General features: G+C 69.8%; 17 protein-coding genes and 1 tRNA gene. 4 read left to right on the forward strand and 14 right to left on the reverse strand.

Annotated features, from left to right (window positions below):
• Nucleotides 1–5 precede the first annotated feature (5 nt).
• Nucleotides 6–77, reverse strand: a tRNA-Gly gene (locus AHOG_RS00340).
• Between the two features lie 89 nt (nucleotides 78–166).
• Nucleotides 167–610: a PPOX class F420-dependent oxidoreductase gene (locus tag AHOG_RS00345; RefSeq protein ID WP_245856494.1), complete on the reverse strand. Its 444-nt coding sequence runs from the start codon at nucleotides 608–610 to the stop codon at nucleotides 167–169.
• 201 nt (nucleotides 611–811) lie between these two features.
• Here AHOG_RS00345 and AHOG_RS00350 point away from each other — a divergent pair, with 201 nt between their 5' ends.
• Both AHOG_RS00350 and AHOG_RS00355 read left to right on the forward strand, forming a co-directional pair.
• Nucleotides 812–1,255 carry a DUF983 domain-containing protein gene (locus AHOG_RS00350; protein ID WP_093944010.1) on the forward strand — a complete coding sequence of 148 codons (444 nt, stop codon included), beginning with the start codon at nucleotides 812–814 and terminating at the stop codon, nucleotides 1,253–1,255.
• A gap of 200 nt (nucleotides 1,256–1,455) precedes the next feature.
• Nucleotides 1,456–2,319 (forward strand): DNA-formamidopyrimidine glycosylase family protein, encoded by an 864-nt coding sequence (locus AHOG_RS00355; protein ID WP_093939589.1) that lies wholly within the window; start codon nucleotides 1,456–1,458, stop codon nucleotides 2,317–2,319.
• Nucleotides 2,320–2,498: 179 nt separating this feature from the next.
• Here AHOG_RS00355 and AHOG_RS00360 read toward each other — a convergent pair whose 3' ends face one another.
• Nucleotides 2,499–3,386, reverse strand: a complete 888-nt coding sequence (locus tag AHOG_RS00360; protein ID WP_093939590.1) for a DUF4328 domain-containing protein — start codon at nucleotides 3,384–3,386, stop codon at nucleotides 2,499–2,501.
• A gap of 27 nt (nucleotides 3,387–3,413) precedes the next feature.
• Complete coding sequence (locus AHOG_RS00365; protein WP_245856495.1) at nucleotides 3,414–3,761, reverse strand: rhodanese-like domain-containing protein; 348 nt, start codon at nucleotides 3,759–3,761, stop codon at nucleotides 3,414–3,416.
• Nucleotides 3,762–3,864: 103 nt separating this feature from the next.
• On the opposite strand from AHOG_RS00365, the gene AHOG_RS00370 reads away from it, so the two are divergent.
• Nucleotides 3,865–4,662 carry an SAM-dependent methyltransferase gene (locus AHOG_RS00370; protein WP_093939591.1) on the forward strand — a complete coding sequence of 266 codons (798 nt, stop codon included), beginning with the start codon at nucleotides 3,865–3,867 and terminating at the stop codon, nucleotides 4,660–4,662.
• 304 nt (nucleotides 4,663–4,966) lie between these two features.
• Here AHOG_RS00370 and AHOG_RS00375 read toward each other — a convergent pair whose 3' ends face one another.
• From AHOG_RS00375 to AHOG_RS00425, 10 genes are all read right to left on the reverse strand, one after another.
• Nucleotides 4,967–5,899, reverse strand: a complete 933-nt coding sequence (locus tag AHOG_RS00375; protein WP_157736553.1) for a hypothetical protein — start codon at nucleotides 5,897–5,899, stop codon at nucleotides 4,967–4,969.
• Nucleotides 5,896–6,414: a SigE family RNA polymerase sigma factor gene (locus AHOG_RS00380; protein WP_093939593.1), complete on the reverse strand. Its 519-nt coding sequence runs from the start codon at nucleotides 6,412–6,414 to the stop codon at nucleotides 5,896–5,898. The genes AHOG_RS00375 and AHOG_RS00380 overlap by 4 nt, the downstream gene beginning before the upstream one ends.
• Before the next feature lie 184 nt (nucleotides 6,415–6,598).
• Nucleotides 6,599–8,218, reverse strand: a complete 1,620-nt coding sequence (locus tag AHOG_RS00385) for a solute symporter family protein (RefSeq protein ID WP_093939594.1) — start codon at nucleotides 8,216–8,218, stop codon at nucleotides 6,599–6,601.
• Nucleotides 8,215–8,559 (reverse strand): DUF485 domain-containing protein, encoded by a 345-nt coding sequence (locus AHOG_RS00390; RefSeq protein WP_093939595.1) that lies wholly within the window; start codon nucleotides 8,557–8,559, stop codon nucleotides 8,215–8,217. Before AHOG_RS00390 ends, AHOG_RS00385 begins: the two co-directional genes overlap by 4 nt.
• Before the next feature lie 372 nt (nucleotides 8,560–8,931).
• On the reverse strand, nucleotides 8,932–10,710 hold the full coding sequence (locus AHOG_RS00395; RefSeq protein WP_093944012.1) for a sodium/solute symporter: 1,779 nt from the start codon (nucleotides 10,708–10,710) through the stop codon (nucleotides 8,932–8,934).
• Nucleotides 10,711–10,897: 187 nt separating this feature from the next.
• Entirely contained in the window at nucleotides 10,898–11,323 is a 426-nt protein-coding gene (locus AHOG_RS00400; RefSeq protein WP_211290505.1) for a hypothetical protein, read from the reverse strand.
• Nucleotides 11,320–12,147, reverse strand: a complete 828-nt coding sequence (locus tag AHOG_RS00405; protein ID WP_093939596.1) for a LytR/AlgR family response regulator transcription factor — start codon at nucleotides 12,145–12,147, stop codon at nucleotides 11,320–11,322. The genes AHOG_RS00400 and AHOG_RS00405 overlap by 4 nt, the downstream gene beginning before the upstream one ends.
• Before the next feature lie 99 nt (nucleotides 12,148–12,246).
• Nucleotides 12,247–13,152 (reverse strand): S49 family peptidase, encoded by a 906-nt coding sequence (locus AHOG_RS00410; RefSeq protein WP_093939597.1) that lies wholly within the window; start codon nucleotides 13,150–13,152, stop codon nucleotides 12,247–12,249.
• Nucleotides 13,153–13,481: 329 nt separating this feature from the next.
• Nucleotides 13,482–14,876 carry a sensor histidine kinase gene (locus AHOG_RS00420; protein ID WP_093939599.1) on the reverse strand — a complete coding sequence of 465 codons (1,395 nt, stop codon included), beginning with the start codon at nucleotides 14,874–14,876 and terminating at the stop codon, nucleotides 13,482–13,484.
• 110 nt (nucleotides 14,877–14,986) lie between these two features.
• Entirely contained in the window at nucleotides 14,987–16,201 is a 1,215-nt protein-coding gene (locus AHOG_RS00425; RefSeq protein ID WP_093939600.1) for a cytochrome P450, read from the reverse strand.
• 187 nt (nucleotides 16,202–16,388) lie between these two features.
• Between AHOG_RS00425 and AHOG_RS00430 the strand changes: the two genes are divergently transcribed.
• Entirely contained in the window at nucleotides 16,389–16,832 is a 444-nt protein-coding gene (locus AHOG_RS00430; protein ID WP_093939601.1) for an SgcJ/EcaC family oxidoreductase, read from the forward strand.
• Nucleotides 16,833–16,863: the final 31 nt, after the last annotated feature.

Consider the following 16,863-nt stretch of genomic DNA (forward strand, 5'->3'; position numbering starts at 1 on the left):
TCCCGAGCGGACGACGGGATTCGAACCCGCGACCCTCACCTTGGCAAGGTGATGCGCTACCACTGCGCTACGTCCGCACGATGTCCGCCTCTGGGGTGAACCCCGTGTGGTGACACCACTCTAGCTCGCCTCCGAACCACTGCCTACACCGGGTCGGCCGAAGATCTCAGCCGTGCGCCTTCGGGCCCGTGCGGTCGACCGTGATCCGCAGGATCACCCGTCGCTGCTCGCGCATCGCCGTGCGGTACTCGTCCCAATCGGGATGCTCGCCGGAGACCTGGCGGTAGTACTGCTCCAACAGCGGCATCGCCGTCGGCAGTTCGACGACGTCCGCTCGGCCGTCGATCTGGAGCCAGCCGCCGAAGAACTCGTCCGACAGCACGCACAGCCAGACTCGGGCGTCGCGGCGGACGTTGCGGACCTTGTACGCCGTCTCCCGCGTGCTGACGAGCACGCGACCCTCCTCGTCGACGGCCGTGAGCACCGGGGACATCTGGGGTGTCCCGTCGGCTCGGGCGGTGGCCAGCACCGCCCGATGCTGCTCGCGGACCCTGTCCAGGGCGACACCGTGCTCCACGACTGCCTCCGAGTGCTCATCGACCCGTGCCACGCCCGAACCGGCGCCGCTTCCTCGGCCTCCACCCTCTCAGATGAGAAGATCGCCGAGGGAGCGTCTTCGAGGCCGTCGCGAGTGCTGGGCGAGTCGCTGTGGACGCGGTACGGTGAGTCTACGCACGGTGATCGACCCCGACTTCTCCGTTGTCTCTTGGTGGTGGGTGGCCCCTGCCGCCACTGCCCGCTGGGAGGCGGCATGAACAAGATGGTGCGCGGCGCCGACGGCCGGATGTGGACCATCCAGGGCCAGATGGAGTGGACGCATCCGCTGCAGCTCGACGAGTTCGAGCACGACGTCAGCGGCGGTCGAGGTCCCGGCATCCTGTTGTCGATCGTGCTCGGCGCGCTCGTCGTCCTGTTGATCCTCTGGCTTCCCCCGGAGGTCGTCGTCCCGAGCTGGCTGCTCCTCGCGCTGCTCCTCGTCCTGATCTTCTTCCCGGCTCGGTGGGTGCTGCGCAGGCCGTGGACGCTGGTCGCCGAGACCCAGGCAGGCGTCGACGAGGAGGAGCTTCCGCAGGAACGCTGGACTGGTGTGGTGCGCGGGGTGTTCCTGGTGCGTCAGGAGGCGGCGAAGACCGCACGACACATCGAGGTGTACTCGGAGCCGGATCAAGAGGGCACGCTGCAACTCGTCGACTGATCCCCGCCGTACTCGGGCAGGCTCGTCGCGTCGCCCGTGACGGTGTTCGGCGGGGCCCGCCCGCCAGGCCGGTCGCGCGTACCGTGTCACCCGCTGCGAAATGAGTACCGCCGCGCCGCGGTGTCCAGCGGAGCCGCGGGCGGCGGCCTCGGCCGGGTCATCGCCCGGTGGGAAGCGGCGCGCGGGCGCACACTGGGCACGTGCCTGAGCTTCCCGAGATCGAGGCGATCGTCGGCTATCTGCGGGAACACGCGGTGGAGCGGACGATCTCCCGGATCGACATCGCGTCGCCCTCGGTGCTGAAGACGGCGGACCCGCCGTGGACCGAGCTGCACGGCGGACGGGTTCGGCACGTCGACCGGCACGGCAAGTTCCTCGATCTCGACTGCGGCGGACTGCACCTGGTGACCCATCTGGCGCGAGCAGGCTGGCTGCGGTGGGCGGATGTGCTCGCCGCCGCCCCGCCACGGCCCGGCCGGGGACCGCTGGCCGTGCGAGTCCACCTCGGTCCGCCCGGCACCGGCCCCGGATTCGACCTCACCGAGGCCGGGACCAGGAAGGGCCTCGCCGTCTGGGTGGTGCGCAGCCCGTCGGAGGTGCCTGGCATCGCGAACCTCGGGCCGGACGCGGCGACCCTGGACGAGGCGGGCCTGGCCGAGGTGCTGCGGGGCCGTGCCGAACGCCTCAAGACGGTGTTGACCACGCAGTCGATGCTGGCGGGGCTGGGCAACGCCTACTCCGACGAGGTGCTGCACGCGGCTCGGCTCTCGCCCTATGCGACGGCGGGCAGGCTGACGTCGGGAGAGGTCGATCGGCTGCACGCGGCGCTGGAGATCGTGCTCTCCGACGCCGTGCATCGCTCGGTCGGCCTGGAGGCGGCTCGGCTCAAGGGGGAGAAGCGCTCGGGCCTGCGCGTGCACGGGCGGACAGGCCTGCCGTGCCCGGTCTGCGGGGACACCATCGCGGAGGTGTCCTTCGCCGATCGCTCCTTCCAGTACTGCCCGACCTGCCAGACCGGTGGGCGGATGCTGGCCGACCGCCGCCGCTCGCGTTTCGTCAAGTGACCGGTGCGTGCGGAGAGGCCTCGCCGCGTCGGTGGAACTCGGCAGGGCCGTGGTGTCACAGTGTGAGCGTCGCGGCCCGAGCAGCCCGCCGGAGGCCCGACCGACCGGTCCGATCGTCGCCGCCTCCGACCGGCGTCGCCGCCTTCCGCGCGGGTGGCTGCCGCGCCGGGCGTCCGACGTCAGCGGACCTGACCGGGATGCCGCGGCCTGCGCTCACCCGCTGCCGCCGCGGCACCCTCGACCCGGACGACGTGAAAGCGCGCCGTGGTGCGCACGTCGACCGGGTCGAGGAGCCGAGACATCCGGCGGATCAGGTACAGGGAGAGCACCGCCACCGCGGCCGCGGTCAGGTTGAGCACGAGATGCAGCAGCACCCCGTCGGCCATCGCCTGCGCGCCCTCGCGAAAACGCCAGAGGACGGCCGTGAAACCGAGCAGCAGATTGATCGACCACGCGATCCACCAGACCGTCACCGGTCTGCTCGGCCGAGGCCGCCGATCGGGCGGTCGCAGGGCGGCGGTGTGCTCCAGCTCCGCCAGGACCGAACCGGGAACGATCAGGTTCACGCCCGGTGCCAGGAATCCGAGGATCACCTGCCATCGGGGTCGGGACGGTCGCACCTCGGCCAGTTCGGCCGCCGCCTCGCCTGCCCGCACCAGCCACAGCAGAGCCGCTCCGAAGGCGCCGACGCCGAAGACGAGGGCGAGCAGCGCACTGGTCTGCACAGCGCTGTCGGACAGCCGCACCGTCTGCACGGTCAACGCTCCGTGCAGACCCGCGACCAGCAGCAGGTAACGCCATGCCTCAGCGGCCGCGGCGAGCACCAGCAGCACCGCCGTCGCCCAGAGCATGCGGATCGCGGGCACCGCGACCAGGCGCGCTCGGGTGCTCGCGTCGAGCGTCGGAGCCGCCATGCTCGGCACCGAGGTCGGCGCACGCCATCCCAGCAGCGGCAGACCCCAGCGCGGCGGCGCGGGATAGGAGGGCGGTCCCCGATACACCGGCGGGGGCGTCGTCCGTCCGACCGGCCGGAGTACCGGGTCGGGTGGGACGGCCACCCATCGCATGCGCTGACCTGATCGCGGCTGCACGCCTCAGAGGATCTCTGCGTCGTTTCCGGACTCGGACACGACGGAACGGCCTGCCGCGGCCCAGGCCTTCATCCCGCCGTCGACGTTCACCGCGTCCCAGCCGTTCTGATTCAGGTAGGCGGTGGCTCGGGCGGATCGACCACCGGATCGGCACACGACGAAGACGTCGTGATCCGTGGGCAGCTCACCGAGCCGGGCGCCGAGCTCTCCGAGCGGGATGTGCAGGGCGTCGGGCGCGTGGCCCGCCTGCCACTCGTCGTCCTCCCGGACGTCGAGGAGGACGACGTCCGGGTTCGGCAGCTCGTCGGGAAGATTGCTGATCGCCACACTGGGCACCTGTACTGGTTGCACGAGTCGATGCTGCCACGAACCGGGGCGGCCGTGCCGTGGACGGGCCCCGACCGGGCCCCGGTGGGGTGCGCGGGGTTCGGCCCGCGTCGGCGACACTGGGCTGATGGAACCAACCCCGCGGGTCGGGCTGGACTTGACGACGCCGAACCCGGCGCGCATCTACGACTACTCGCTCGGCGGTGCGCACAACGTCGCCGCCGATCGGATGGTCGGCGACTCGATCATGGCGGTGACCCGCAACGGCCGACAGGTCGCGCGGGCCAACCGTGACTTCCTTCGGCGGTCCGTGCGGCACTGTGTGCACGCGGGCGTCACCCAGTTCCTGGATCTCGGCTCCGGCATCCCGTCGGTGGGCAACGTGCACGAGATCGCCAAGGCCGTCGATCCGTCGTCCCGTGTGGTGTACGTGGACGACGAGGCGGTCGCCGTCGCCCAGACCCGCGCGGCGCTGACGGGGATGGACAGCGCCGCGGTGGTGCGGGCGGACCTGCGGGACGCGGTCGCGGTCCTCGACGCCTCCGAGACCCGCAGACTGATCGACTTCGATCGGCCGGTCGCCCTGATGACGGTCGCGGTCCTGCACTACCTCGACCGCGAGGAGGACATGCGCACGGTCCTGGCCCCCTATCATCGGCTGCTCGTCTCGGGCAGCTACTTCGTCGTCTCCCATGCGACGGCCGACGGACGCGAGGCGGAGGCCGCCGCCGTGGCCGACCGCTTCGCGACCACCACGCACCGAATCCACTATCGGAGCCGGTCCGAGGTACAGGCGCTCTTCGACGGCTTCAGCCTGGTGGAGCCCGGCGTGGTGTGGACGTCCCAGTGGCGGCCGGACGGCGAGTCGGACGGCTCTGAGCCGAGCGACTCCGCCTGTTGGGCCGGCGTCGGACGTCGCGATTGAGGGAGCTCGGATCACGGGCCGAGGTCGTCGCATCCGACGTCCCGCCCGTGCTGCGGCTGCCGCGCCGTGGAGGTCCGGGGCGGGCCGTCGAGATCGGTTCGTCGACCCGACGGCGGCAGGCATGGGGAGACGGCCGCCGGGGGAGACGTGCCGACCATGCCTGCGCCGCCGTGCCATTGGCCGTCTGCGCCGGCCCGGCAGGCGGGCCCGCGCCTCGACCAGTCCCGTCCTCACCCGACGCTCCGTGGTGATCGTGCCGAGCCGGGGCGCGCCGGATTCCGCGGGGCGGCTGCCTCCCCGCGGCTCAACCCAGCGCGGCGGCCAGGGTCAGTCCCACCGCAGCCAGCTCCTCGGTGGTCAGCGGCACGACGCCGGTACCGGCATCCTCGGGCAGTCCTCCCATTCCGGGGTCGTCGTCCGACGCCTCGAAGTCGGTGCTGAGGTGGCCGTCGGCGTCGAGGGAGACGGTGTAGTTCGCGGGGTGGAAGAGATCGAGTTCCTGACTGGGGGACTCGGCGTTGAAGCCGCCGCTCATGACGCCGTAGATCTGCACCACCGATCCGTCGTCCAGTGTCATCCGCTGCGCGACCTCACAGGACGAGGCTCTCGTCGTTCGGCCCGCCGCCGCACGGTCGGCGGCCTCCGTCGGATCGCCGTGATGGGGCAGTGCTTCCAGATAGATCGCCCCGGACGCCTCCGGATCGACCAGGTCCAGGTTGACGGCCAGCCGAGGAGACTCCGACCGCTCGCTGTACTGCTCGCTCATCGTGAACGTGATGGTCTGGTCGGCCGCGGGTCGCTGCTCGGTCAGCGCGTCCTGGAGCACGGGCTCGACGACGCCCGTCGACGGCAGGTCCACCTCTGGGAGGGGACCCAGGTCGGACGGAAGCTCGTGGCCGTATCGATCGAGTAGCGGGCAGCCGTCGACCGGCTCCCAGCCGGGCAGACGTTCCACCGGTGACTGCACCCGTGGTGGGAGCCGTGCGGGGTCGTTCTCGTCGACTCCCGCAGGGGCGAGGGCTGTGCCGCCGAGCCCGCCGAGCAACACGGTGCCGAGTCCGATGCCGACGGCGGCGCCTGCCGTCCCCAGCGTCGTCAGCCCCCGCCGGAGTGCGGTGCGTCGCCTTCCCAGGCGCATCACGTGTTCGACGTCGACCGTCGGCGCCGGGGCAGGCCCGTCGACGCTGTCCCGGAGCGCCGCACCCATCGCCTCATCGTCAGCCCAGATGTCCTTCATCGCCGAACCCTCGCTTCCTGCGGCCGACCGGCCGACTCGTATGCCCGGCGCAGCGCGACCAGCCCGCGCGCGGTCTGACTCTTGACCGTCCCCGGTGAGCACCGCAGCGCCTGGGCCGTCTGCTCGACGGAGAGGTCTTGGACGAACCGCAGTACCAGCGTGGCGCGTTGCCGGTACGGAACGCGCTGCAGCGCCGCGATCAACTCTCGACGTTCGTCACGGCCGCCTGGCTCGACGTCGGGTCTCTCCGGGGGAGCGGCGACCGGCCGCTCCCACTGCCTGCCTCGTCGACGCGAGTCGAGGAAGACCCGCGTCAACGTGGTGCGCAGGTAACCGGACGGGTTGATCCGTCGAGCCGAGGACCACTGGGAGTAGACCCGGACGAATGCCGCCTGGGTGATCTCCTCCGCCTCCGACCAGTCACCGCACAGGGCGTACGCCGTTCTTCGTGCCGTGTCGAAGCGCGCCGCGAAGAACTCGGTGAAGTCCTCCGCGTGCTCCTTGCGTCCGCGCACCGATCTCCTTCTGCCGTGGTGAAGCTGCGGTCATGGTCACTACGCGGATCCGGCGGAGGAGGTTGCACGAGCCTCGAAGATCGTCGGGAGACGTGGGGCCGCCCTGCTCGCCGAGCCGGGTGCCGAGACGAGTGTGGGCCCGGCCGCACGACGGCGGCCGGGCCCACGGAATCGGGGTCTGAAGTCAGTGATCGGTGGCCTTCTCCGCACCGAGGCCGGTCAGCGAACGCACCTCCATCTCGCTGTACTTCGCCGGATCGGCGGGGCTCTTCGAGAGCATGGTGCCCAGCCAGCCGAGGGCGAAGGAGATCGGGATCGAGACGATGCCGGGGTTCGAGAGCGGGAACCAGTCGAAGTCCGCCGAGGGGAACATCGCGGTCTCGCTGCCGGACACGGCGGGCGAGAAGACGATGAGCGTGACGGTGACGGCCAGGCCGCCGTACATGCTGTAGAGCGCCCCGGTGGTGTTGAAGCGCTTCCAGAACAGCGAGTACAGGATCGTGGGCAGATTCGCCGAGGCCGCCACGGCGAACGCCAGCGCGACCAGGAAGGCGATGTTCTGCCCGTTGGCCACGATGCCGCCGAGGATGGACACCACACCGATGACGACCGCGGTGATCCGGGCCACCCGCACCTCCGCCGCCTTGTCATCGGCCTCGCCGCCCTTGATCACGTTGGCGTAGATGTCATGTGCGAAGGAGGCAGACGCGGTGATGGTCAGTCCCGCCACGACCGCGAGGATGGTCGCGAACGCCACGGCCGCGATGAAGCCGAGCAGCAGCGGGCCGCCGAGTTCGGCCGCCAGCAGCGGAGCCGCCGAGTTCACCCCGCCGGGGGCCTCCTGAATCCGTTCCGGGCCGACGATGGCACCCGCGCCGTAGCCGAGCACCAGGGTGAACAGGTAGAACAGGCCGATCAGCCAGATGGCCCACTGCACGGAGCGGCGGGCCTCCTTGGAGGTCGGCACGGTGTAGAACCGCATCAGGATGTGCGGCAGCCCGGCGGTGCCCAGCACCAGTGCCAGCGACAATGACAGGAAGTCGATCCTCGTCAGCAGCGAGGCCCCGTAGGCCATGCCGGGATTGAGCACGTCCTCGGTGCCTGCGGACTCGACCGCCGCGCCGAGCAGCTCCGAGAGGTTCATGCCGTACATGCCGAGCACCCACACGGTCATCACCGCGGCGCCGGAGATCAGCAGAGCGGCCTTGATGATCTGCACCCACGTGGTGCCGCGCATCCCGCCGATCAGCACGTACACGATCATCAGCGCGCCGACGACCGCGATGACGAGGGCCTGGCCCGCACCGCTCTCGATGCCGAGCAGCAGGGCGATGAGCCCGCCCGCTCCCGCCATCTGCGCCAGCAGATAGAAGAAGGACACCGCGAGGGTGGAGATGGCCGCGGCGGTCCGGACCGGCTTCTGCTTCATCCGGAAGCTCAGCACGTCGGCCATCGTGTAGCGGCCGGTGTTGCGGAGCAGCTCCGCCACCAGCAGCAGCGCGACCAGCCAGGCGACGAGGAAACCGATCGAATAGAGAAAACCGTCGTAGCCGTTCACCGCGATGGCGCCGGCGATGCCGAGGAATGATGCCGCCGACAGATAGTCGCCGGAGATGGCGACGCCGTTCTGCGGTCCGCTGAACGCCCGCCCGGCCGCGTAGTAGTCGGCGGCGGTCTTGGTGTTGCGGCTGGCCCGCAGCACGATCACCAGGGTGACCGCGACGAAGAGGCCGAAGATGCCGATGTTGAGCCAGGGCGATCCGATGTCGCCCTGAGCGAGGATCACCGTCTCGGCACTGGTCATCGTCCGCCTCCCTCGGCTTCTTCCCGGATCCGATCGGCGAGAGGATCGAGCCTGCGATTCGCGAACCGCACGTAGAGCATCGTGATCGCGAAGGTGGAGACGAACTGGAGAAGGCCGAATATCAGGCCGAGGTTGATGTTGCCGATGAGCTTGATGCTCATGAAGTCATGTGCGAAGTCGGCCACCAGGACATAAAGGAGATACCACGCGAGGAACAGCGCGGTCATCGGGAAGACGAAACGGCGCAGTCTGCGTCGCAGGTCGACGAAGTCCGGCGTCTCCTGGATGGCACGCCAGTCGTCCGGGCCGGGTGGTGGGGGTGGTGGCGGTGTCTCGCTCACAGGACCTCCCTGCTGGCTTGGGGGTGTCCCACATGCTTGTGTCGCGTTGATCACATCGGAAGCCGCCAAACGGGGGGCTTACCCGCCTGCCTCGGAGGAATCTGACAGCACAGGGTGTTTTCGTCTACGTTGAGTGACGGTGATGCGGTTCGATTCTCACTCTTTGGATGCATGTCTTGATTCGGTCGAGTGAGAAGTTTTCGACGGAGCCCGCCCTCGGCGGAGGTCCGAGCTTGGCGTGCGGGTCCCGAATCGTCGACCCCGGCGAATCGGCGCGGCCGAACGTGCCCGTCCGATTGTGTCCGTTTCGCGCGGTCAAGCCCGTTCTGGCGGAATGCGATCGGCGGCCGCACGGCGTCGCCCACCGATCCGTCAGTCGTCGTCGGTCGCCCGTTGGTGGCGAGGTCGGGTCGGGCGAGGAGGCGGCTCGTCCGACGGCTCCTCGACGAATCCGAAGCGCTCCAGATCACGATCCCTGATCAGCCCGAGCCGATCCGGGGCATGCATCCGCAGCAGGATCCGTGCCACCTCGGGGGACACCTGCCGAGCCGTAGCCCGACTCACCACGATCATGGTCACGAAGGCGATCGGGACCGTGATCAACGCAGGCTGCGCGGTCATCGAGCTCAACCAGCCCGCCGACGTGGGCTCCAGGACCACCGTCAGCGTCACCGCGAGGACGGCGAGCCCGCCGCCGACCATCATCCCCGTCGCGGCGCCGGTGGCCGTCAGGCCGCGCCACCAGATGCCCAGCACCAACAGCGGGCAGAAGGTCGACGCGGACACGGCGAACACCATGCCCACCGTCTGAGAGATGCTGAGATTCGCGAAGTACATGACCGCGATCAGGGGCACCAACGCCGAGATCACGGTGGCGAGTCGGAAGTCGTTCAACGCCCCGCGCCGCAGGACGTCGGTCGCCAGGACACCCGCCACACAGCTCACCAGGCCCGACGCGGTCGAGATGAAGGCGGCGAACGCGCCTGCCGCCGTCACCGCCCCCAACAGCATGCCCGGCCAGCCCGACAACATGGCCCCGGGCAGCAGCAGCACGGCCGCATCGGTCGTGCCGGTGACCAGGAGCTGCGGGACGTACAGTCGGGACAGCGCGCCGAAGATCGTCGGGAACAGGTAGAACAGCCCCAGCAGCATGAGGACGAACAACGTCGTCCGGCGGGCCGCTCCGCCGTTGGGATTGGTGTAGAAGCGGACCAGGATGTGCGGCAGGCCCATGGTTCCCAGGAACGTCGCGAAGATCAGCGAATAGGTCGCGAAGAGACCCGCACCCCCGTCGTCCTGGGGGGTCAGCCACGAGGCGTTGTCCGTCGGCGCGCCCACCACCACCGGCACGTCGGAGCCCGCCGGGAAGGTCAGTTCGGTGTCGGCCCCCACGCTGTGCTCACCCGGTGCCCAGTAGACGGCGCCCGCCGCCGGCCTGCCGCCGATCACCCCGTCGGCGTGCAGATACAACGGCCGCGAGACGTCCAACGTCACGTCGGTGCCCACCGTGACGGCGGTCGCCTCCTCGAACCGAGGGGGCAGCGGCTCGGCCAGGCCGCGGCGGGTGCCCTCTTGGTTCGCGACGAACACGATGACCAGGAGGAACGCCGGTAAGGAGATCGCGAAGAGCTTCACCCAGTACTGCACGGCCTGCACCAGGGTGACCGCGCGCAGCCCGCCGCTGAGGACGTTCACCGCCACCAGCAGCGCCACCAGCGCGGTGCCTGCCCAGAATGGCAGCCCGGTCACCATCCGCAGGGTCAGTCCCGCGCCCTGGAACTGCGGGACCACGTAGAGCCAGCAGATGACGACGACGGTGAGGGTCGCCAGCCTGCGCAGGCCCGCCGATCCCAGCCGTGCCTCGGCGAAGTCCGGCAACGTGTAGGCACCCGATCGACGTAGCGGCGCGGCCACGAACATCAGCAGCAGCAGATAGCCGCCCGCGAAGCCGATCGGATACCAGAGGGCGTCGACGCCGTCCTTCAAGACCAGCCCGGCGATGCCGAGGAACGACGCGGCGGAGAGGTACTCGCCGGAGATCGCCGCCGCATTGCGCTCCGCGCCGATCGTGCGCCGAGCCACCAGGAAGTCCGAGGTGGTGTGCACGGACCGCGAGCCGAAGACGCCGAGGGCGAAGATCACCGCGGCCATGACCACGATGCCGACCGTCGCCCAGGGGATCAGCTCCACGGCGTCGCTGCCCCGTCCATCGCGCGGCGGGCCGCGGATGCGGCCGAAGATCCGCCGGGGTGCGCCCACTCACGGCGGCCTGCCCGGTCGTCGAACGACCCAGCCACGCGACGGGGCGATCCGACCGCCTGCGCGCGACGTGGTGACATCAGTTCTCCACCATGTCTACGAAGTCCCGCTCATGCCGCTCGGCCTGCACGCTGTAGGCATAGCCGGCCGCGATGAACAGCGGGAAAGGCAGCACACCCAGGAGCACCCAGGAGACCCTGATCCCGCCGACCGACAGCGTCGCGAAGGCGGGGAACAGCCAGAAGAGCACCGGCAGGCTGCCGAGCAGGGCCAACGTCGCCAAGGCCAGTCGTAACGCCGTGCGCAGCTGCGCACGGATGAGGTTGCGCACGAGCGCCTCGCCGACGCTGGTCTGCTCCTCCAGTTCCGTGATCTGCCGGATCGGGCCGCGGTGCGCACGGCGATCCGCGAGCACCACCTTGACCCGGCGCAGGCGGCGTCCCGGTGGTGCCTCCAGCGTGTCGGGGTCGGGAAGCTCCGCGCGATCGTCGTCCGGGGGGATCATCGGCCCGGACCGAGTCCCCGTTTGGGCGACCGCACCAGCCGATCCTTCAGCTCCCGGGTGTGGCGGCGACTCACCGGAAGCTCGATGGCCGTCTCCCCGTTCCCCAGCCGCACGGAATAGCCCGACGAGGACATCTGAAGTTCGCTCACCAACGACAACGAGACCAGATAAGACCGGTGGATACGGGCGAAGCCGACCTCGGACCAGCGCTCCTCCAGCTGCGAGAGCGGAATGCGTACCAGATGGCTGCCGTCGACGGTGTGGAGACGTGCGTAGTCGCCCTGCGCCTCCACATAGCGGATCGAGGACCGTGGTATCAGTTTCGTCGTGCCCGCGAGTTCGACGGGGATGACCTCGTCCTCCGCGGGGGTCACCGTGCCCGGGCCGCTCTCCGGTCGGCGCAGCCGCTCCGCCCGCCGTAGCGCCTCGTCGACCCGCTCCGCGTTCGGCGGTTTGACGAGGTAGTCGGTGGCGCCGACGTTGAACGCCTCCAGAGATTGATTGTCGAAGCCGGTGACGAAGATCAACGCGGGCGGAACCCGGAACGCGGTGAGCACCTTGCCCAGCTCCATACCGTCCAGCCCCGGCATCGCGATGTCGAGGAAGACCACGTCGACCGGAGACAGCCCCGCCCTGGAACGCTCCCGCAACTCGGCGTCGTTGCTGCGCAGGACACGGAGGGCATCGGCCGAATCGAAGGCGGTGAGGATGCGACGGACTCGATTATTGCGGCGCAGACAGTACAACAACTCGTCCAGGCCGCGATCCTCGTCGTCGACCGCGAGGACGATCAGTCCCGCGCCGTTGTCGTGAGTGCTCACCATGCCTTCAATTCCTGCCCAGACGTGTCGTGGCCGTCCATGACCGAACGTCTACCCGACAGTGTGACAAGGGGATCGCGGCTCTGACCATTCCCGGTCCCTCTACAGCCCGAACCGGTTCCACATCGCGCGCTGTTCGAGACCTTCGATCATCTGGAGTACGCCGGTCGCCGCAGTGGAACGGCCGAAAGACAGCTGCGCGCCGCTACCGAAGCCGAGGCGGGAGAGAAGATTGCGGCGCGGTTCGGCGACCGAGATCTCGGCCTTGGGGAATCGGCGGGCGATCACCTCGCGCAGCGTGCCCAGCTCGTCGACCAGCCCCAGGCCCCTGGCCTTGGCTCCGGTCCACACCTCCCCGGAGAACAGCTCCTCCTCGGTGCCCGTCAGCCGGTCACCGCGCCGTTCACGGACCCACCCGGCGAACTGCTCGTGCAGGTCGGACTGGAGTCCCGTGAGCCACTCCACGTCCTCGTCCTTCTGCGGAGAGAACGGATCGAGCCGGACCTTGTGCGCCCCTGCGGCGTGGATCCGCCGCTCCACGCCGATGCGTTCCAACAGCCCGGTCAGACCGAAGCCGCTGCTGATCACTCCGATCGAACCGACCAACGACGTCGGATGCGCGTAGATCTCGTCGGCCGCGCACGCCAGCCAGTAGCCGCCGGACGCGGCGACGTCCTCGCAGAAGGCGAGCACCGGGACCGATCTCGTCCGATGTGCCTTCGCCTCGGCCAGGCCTCGGATGCGATCGGCGATCAACGCCGACTGGGTCGGGGATCCGCCCGGCGAGTTGATCTCCAGGGCGACCGCGGCCAGTCGATCGTGGGCGAACGCCTTGGTCAGCGCGGTCTCCACCGTGTGCAGACTGAGTGCGCCGCGCGTCGTGGGGCCGGGGTTCGGCGTGATGACGCCGTGCAGTCTGATCACGGCGACCACCGGTGCACGTTCCGCACGCTCGCCGAGCCTGCCGGGCAGCGGAAGACGGGCGGCCAGTTTGTCGGTCACGCTCATGTCCCGACCCTAGCCCGAAACGCGACGGTTGATCGAGACCTTCTCCTCCGGCCGCGCGTGGTTGACCCGGTACGCCGTCCGGTGGCGCGCGATCATGTGATGACCAGGGGCCGACCGTTCGCCGCGATCGAGGCGGGAGGCCTGGCCACGTCGAGATCCGCGTGCGCGGTGCGTCCGTGTGGCGACGGCCCGGCACGGCGCCGGGTGCGGACCCGGCAGGCAGACGGCCTGGTGTTCGGTGGAGGCATCCTCATCGGGGCATCGGGGCATCGGGGCATCGGGGCATCGGGGCATCGGGGCATCGGGGCATGACGCCGCCTCCTCCGTCCTCAGCTCCCGTCGCGCCTGCCCAGCGCGGCCGTCCGCGCCCTGGCATCGTCGGTGGCGGGCTCGCCGGGCACCGCCAGCTCGGTCCTGGTCCGTTCCAGCGGCTCCGCGTCGTCGCGTGGTTCGTCGGCGATCGAGGGCGGCGCCTGCGTCTCGTCGATCGGCGTCTCCGGGACCGCGTCGTCCTCCGGCGTGGCCGGCAGCGGCCGAACACCGGGGCTGAACTTGGGCACACGCATCGTGACCCGCATCCCCGCGCCGAGATTGGTCTCCACGATCAGGCCGTACTCGTTGCCGAACACCGACTGCATCCGGTCGTGGATGTTGCCGAGCCCCACATGGGCGCCGGAGAGATGCGCGTTGGTGAACTCCTTGTTCAACCGGTTCGGGTCCATGCCGACGCCGTCGTCCTCGACGCTGATCAACGCCTCGGTGCCGTTGTCCGCCGCTTCGACGGTCACGGTGCCGCCGCCTCGCTTGCTGGCGAGGCCGTGCCGCACGGCGTTCTCGACGAGCGGCTGCACGACCAGGAAAGGCACGACGACCGGCAGCACCTCCGGTGCGATGCGCAGCTGGACCCGCAGCCGGTCCTCGCCGTAGCGGGCCCGCTCCAGGGTGAGATATCGGTCGACGTTGCGCAGCTCCTCGGCGAGCGTGGTGAACAGCCCGGTGGCGCGGAACGAGTATCGCGTGAACTCCGCGAAGTCCTGGAGCAGATCCCGCGCCTCCTCCGGATCGGTCCGGATGAAGGAGGAGATCGTGTTGAGCGCGTTGTAGATGAAGTGCGGCGAGATCTGGGCCCGTAAGGCCTGCACCTCGGCCTTGGCCAGTCGTTCTCGCGACTCCTGGAGCTCGGCCAGCGCCAACTGGGTGCAGACGTAATGTCCGAGTTCCTCGGCGGCGTTGACGAGTCGTTTGCCGCCGGTGTCGGCCACCACGACCAGCGATCCCTTGATCTCGCCTTCCACCAGCAGCGGGATGATCGAGGCGTGTCGCATCGGACAGGCCTTGTGCGTGCAGTCGAGATCGGCATGATCGACATGGGCGCGCTTGCCGCCGGAGACGACCTCGCCCACCTTGTCGGCCAGGTCGTCGTAGTGGTGGTTCGCCTCGCCGTCCCAGCTGATCAACCCCGCTCGGTCGGTGAGCCCCACGGCTACGCACTGCAACAGCTCCCGCAGGTGTGGTGTCGCTCGATTGGCTGACTCCTCGGTCAGCCCCTCGCGCAGTTCGGGCGCGGCCTGCGACACCCGATGCAGGGCACGCAGCGTGGCGTCCTCGACGGAGGTGCTGACCCGACGAGCCCGACAGAGCATGACGAACATGCCCAGCACCCCGATCACGGCAAGCGTGGTGAGAACTGTGCGATCGGTCAACAGCTCACTCACGGGTCCCATGCTCCGATGATCTGTGCCGACGTGGCAATCCACTCGGGTTTTGTCGCCCGAATGGAGCAGCACACGAGAAAACCCCGCATGTCGCCCGACTGATCACCGGCACGCCGCCCTCATCGGCTCACCGGAAGATCGTGCAGCCCCCTGATGACGAACTCGTCGCGTCGCCGAGGCGTCCCGGCCGCCGACAACGTCGGGAGCCGCCGCAGCAGCGCCGCGAGGATGGCGGTCACCTCGATCCTGGCCAGCGGTGCACCGAGGCAGTAGTGGATGCCGAGGCCGAAGCCGATGTGCGGGTTCGGATCGCGTCCCACGTCCAGCGCGTCCGGATCATCGAACACCAGCGGATCACGGGCCGCGGCGCCGAGCAGAGCGGCGACCCGCTCGCCCGGAGCCAGGACCACCCCGGCGATCTCGACCTCTTCGACGGCCGTGCGTTCGAAGAGCTGGAGCGGCGAGTCGAATCGGATCAGCTCGTCGGCGGCCGTGGGCAGCAACGAGGGATCGTCGAGCAGTCGCCGCCACTGTGTCGGATGCCGCAGCAGCGCCGAGACACCGTTGCCGACGACGTTCACCGACGCCTCGTGGCCCGCCATCAACAACAGGACGGCGGTGCCGATCAGCTCGTCCTCGCTGAGCCGAGCGCCGTCGGAGTCGGTCACGGCGACGAGGTCGGACACCAGGTCCTCGCCGGGGGCCCGCCTGCGCAGCGCGACCAGCCCGCGCAGGTACTCGACGAACTCCCGGGCGGCCTGTTCCGCCGCTCGTCGGCGCTCCTCGGGCAGGTCGAACTCGTACATCTTCACGATCGCGTTCGACCAGGGGGCGAGCAGGCCGCGGTCGGACTGCGGGACGCCCAGCAGCTCGGCGATCACCTCGACCGGCAGCGGAGCCGCCACCTCGGCGAGCAGGTCTCCGGAGCCGGTGGCGTCGATCCGATCGGCCAGCCCGGCCACCATCTGATCGGCCAGCCGCTCGACCCATGGCCGCAGCCGTTCGACGTGACCTCGGCCGAAGGCGGCCGAGACGAGGCGACGCAGTCGGGTGTGGGTCGGCGGCTCGTTCTCCAACAACGAGGTCTGGTGCAGCAGATTGAACGCACCGAACTCGGCGGCGGGCTCCGCGTCGGTCCAGACCCGGCCGAGTGATCGATGTCGGAGCACCGCGGAGGCGGCCGCATGAGTGACGGCAAGCTGGAGCCCCATGCCGTCATGGCGGTGGACCGGCCCGGCCGCGCGCATGGCCGCGAACGTCGGGTACGGATCGGCCAGGAACGACGAGTCGGTCGGATCGAATGGCTGCGCGGCGGCAGACTGGGCGACGCTCATCGGAACACCGTAAGCCGCCGCCCGCGCGCCCTCGGCATCGGTCGTGCCAGCTCACGGTGTCGACGACGAGCCGGGCGGCGTGCCGAGCACGGCCGCGTGGCGCCCGAGAGGGTCGTCTGCCGCCGGGACGCGCGTCATCATGGACCGCCTTGACCTTTACCGTGGTTGAGGTGTTTGGCTCGGTCGTATGACGACACACGATGACGCCGCCCCAGTGGTTCAGGACGAGACGGTCGACCACCAGGCTGACCTCGCCTCCGTCGCCGAGGTGATCCGCGAGGTCGAGGCCGCCGTCAACACCAATGACGCCGAGCTCCTGACCGCTCGCTTCACCGAGAACACCGTGGTCGTCAACGCCGCCGGGTCTCTGCTGACGGGACGACGAGAGCTGTTGGCCGCGAATCGGCGTGCCCTCGCGGGCTTCCTGCGCGACGAGCACGTCCGCTACGAGCTCGGCGACGTCGTCTTCCTGCGGCCCGACGTCGCCATCGCCGTCAAGACCGCGCGGTCGGCGACCGCCGCCGGGGAGCCGTTGGAGGCGGATCCGTCCATGATCGCCCTCTACGTCCTGGTCAAGGAGGCGGGCCGGTGGTGGGTCGCGGCCAGGGAGAACACCTTGATCCCCGCGTGACCGGCGGCGACGGCGGGCGACGCCCCGCGAG

Origin of the sequence: Actinoalloteichus hoggarensis (assembly GCF_002234535.1) — a bacterium.
Classification (GTDB): domain Bacteria; phylum Actinomycetota; class Actinomycetes; order Mycobacteriales; family Pseudonocardiaceae; genus Actinoalloteichus_A; species Actinoalloteichus_A hoggarensis.

Coding starts and splice junctions, on each gene's coding strand:
- AHOG_RS00405 (WP_093939596.1), bottom strand. CDS start 12,147: ATGGTGAGCACTCACGACAACGGCGCGGGACTGATCGTCCTCGCGGTC.
- AHOG_RS00425 (WP_093939600.1), bottom strand. CDS start 16,201: ATGAGCGTCGCCCAGTCTGCCGCCGCGCAGCCATTCGATCCGACCGAC.
- AHOG_RS00375 (WP_157736553.1), bottom strand. CDS start 5,899: ATGAAGGACATCTGGGCTGACGATGAGGCGATGGGTGCGGCGCTCCGG.
- AHOG_RS00395 (WP_093944012.1), bottom strand. CDS start 10,710: ATGGCCGCGGTGATCTTCGCCCTCGGCGTCTTCGGCTCGCGGTCCGTG.
- AHOG_RS00430 (WP_093939601.1), top strand. CDS start 16,389: ATGACGACACACGATGACGCCGCCCCAGTGGTTCAGGACGAGACGGTC.
- AHOG_RS00350 (WP_093944010.1), top strand. CDS start 812: ATGAACAAGATGGTGCGCGGCGCCGACGGCCGGATGTGGACCATCCAG.
- AHOG_RS00385 (WP_093939594.1), bottom strand. CDS start 8,218: ATGACCAGTGCCGAGACGGTGATCCTCGCTCAGGGCGACATCGGATCG.
- AHOG_RS00360 (WP_093939590.1), bottom strand. CDS start 3,386: ATGCGATGGGTGGCCGTCCCACCCGACCCGGTACTCCGGCCGGTCGGA.
- AHOG_RS00410 (WP_093939597.1), bottom strand. CDS start 13,152: ATGAGCGTGACCGACAAACTGGCCGCCCGTCTTCCGCTGCCCGGCAGG.
- AHOG_RS00400 (WP_211290505.1), bottom strand. CDS start 11,323: ATGATCCCCCCGGACGACGATCGCGCGGAGCTTCCCGACCCCGACACG.
- AHOG_RS00370 (WP_093939591.1), top strand. CDS start 3,865: ATGGAACCAACCCCGCGGGTCGGGCTGGACTTGACGACGCCGAACCCG.
- AHOG_RS00420 (WP_093939599.1), bottom strand. CDS start 14,876: ATGGGACCCGTGAGTGAGCTGTTGACCGATCGCACAGTTCTCACCACG.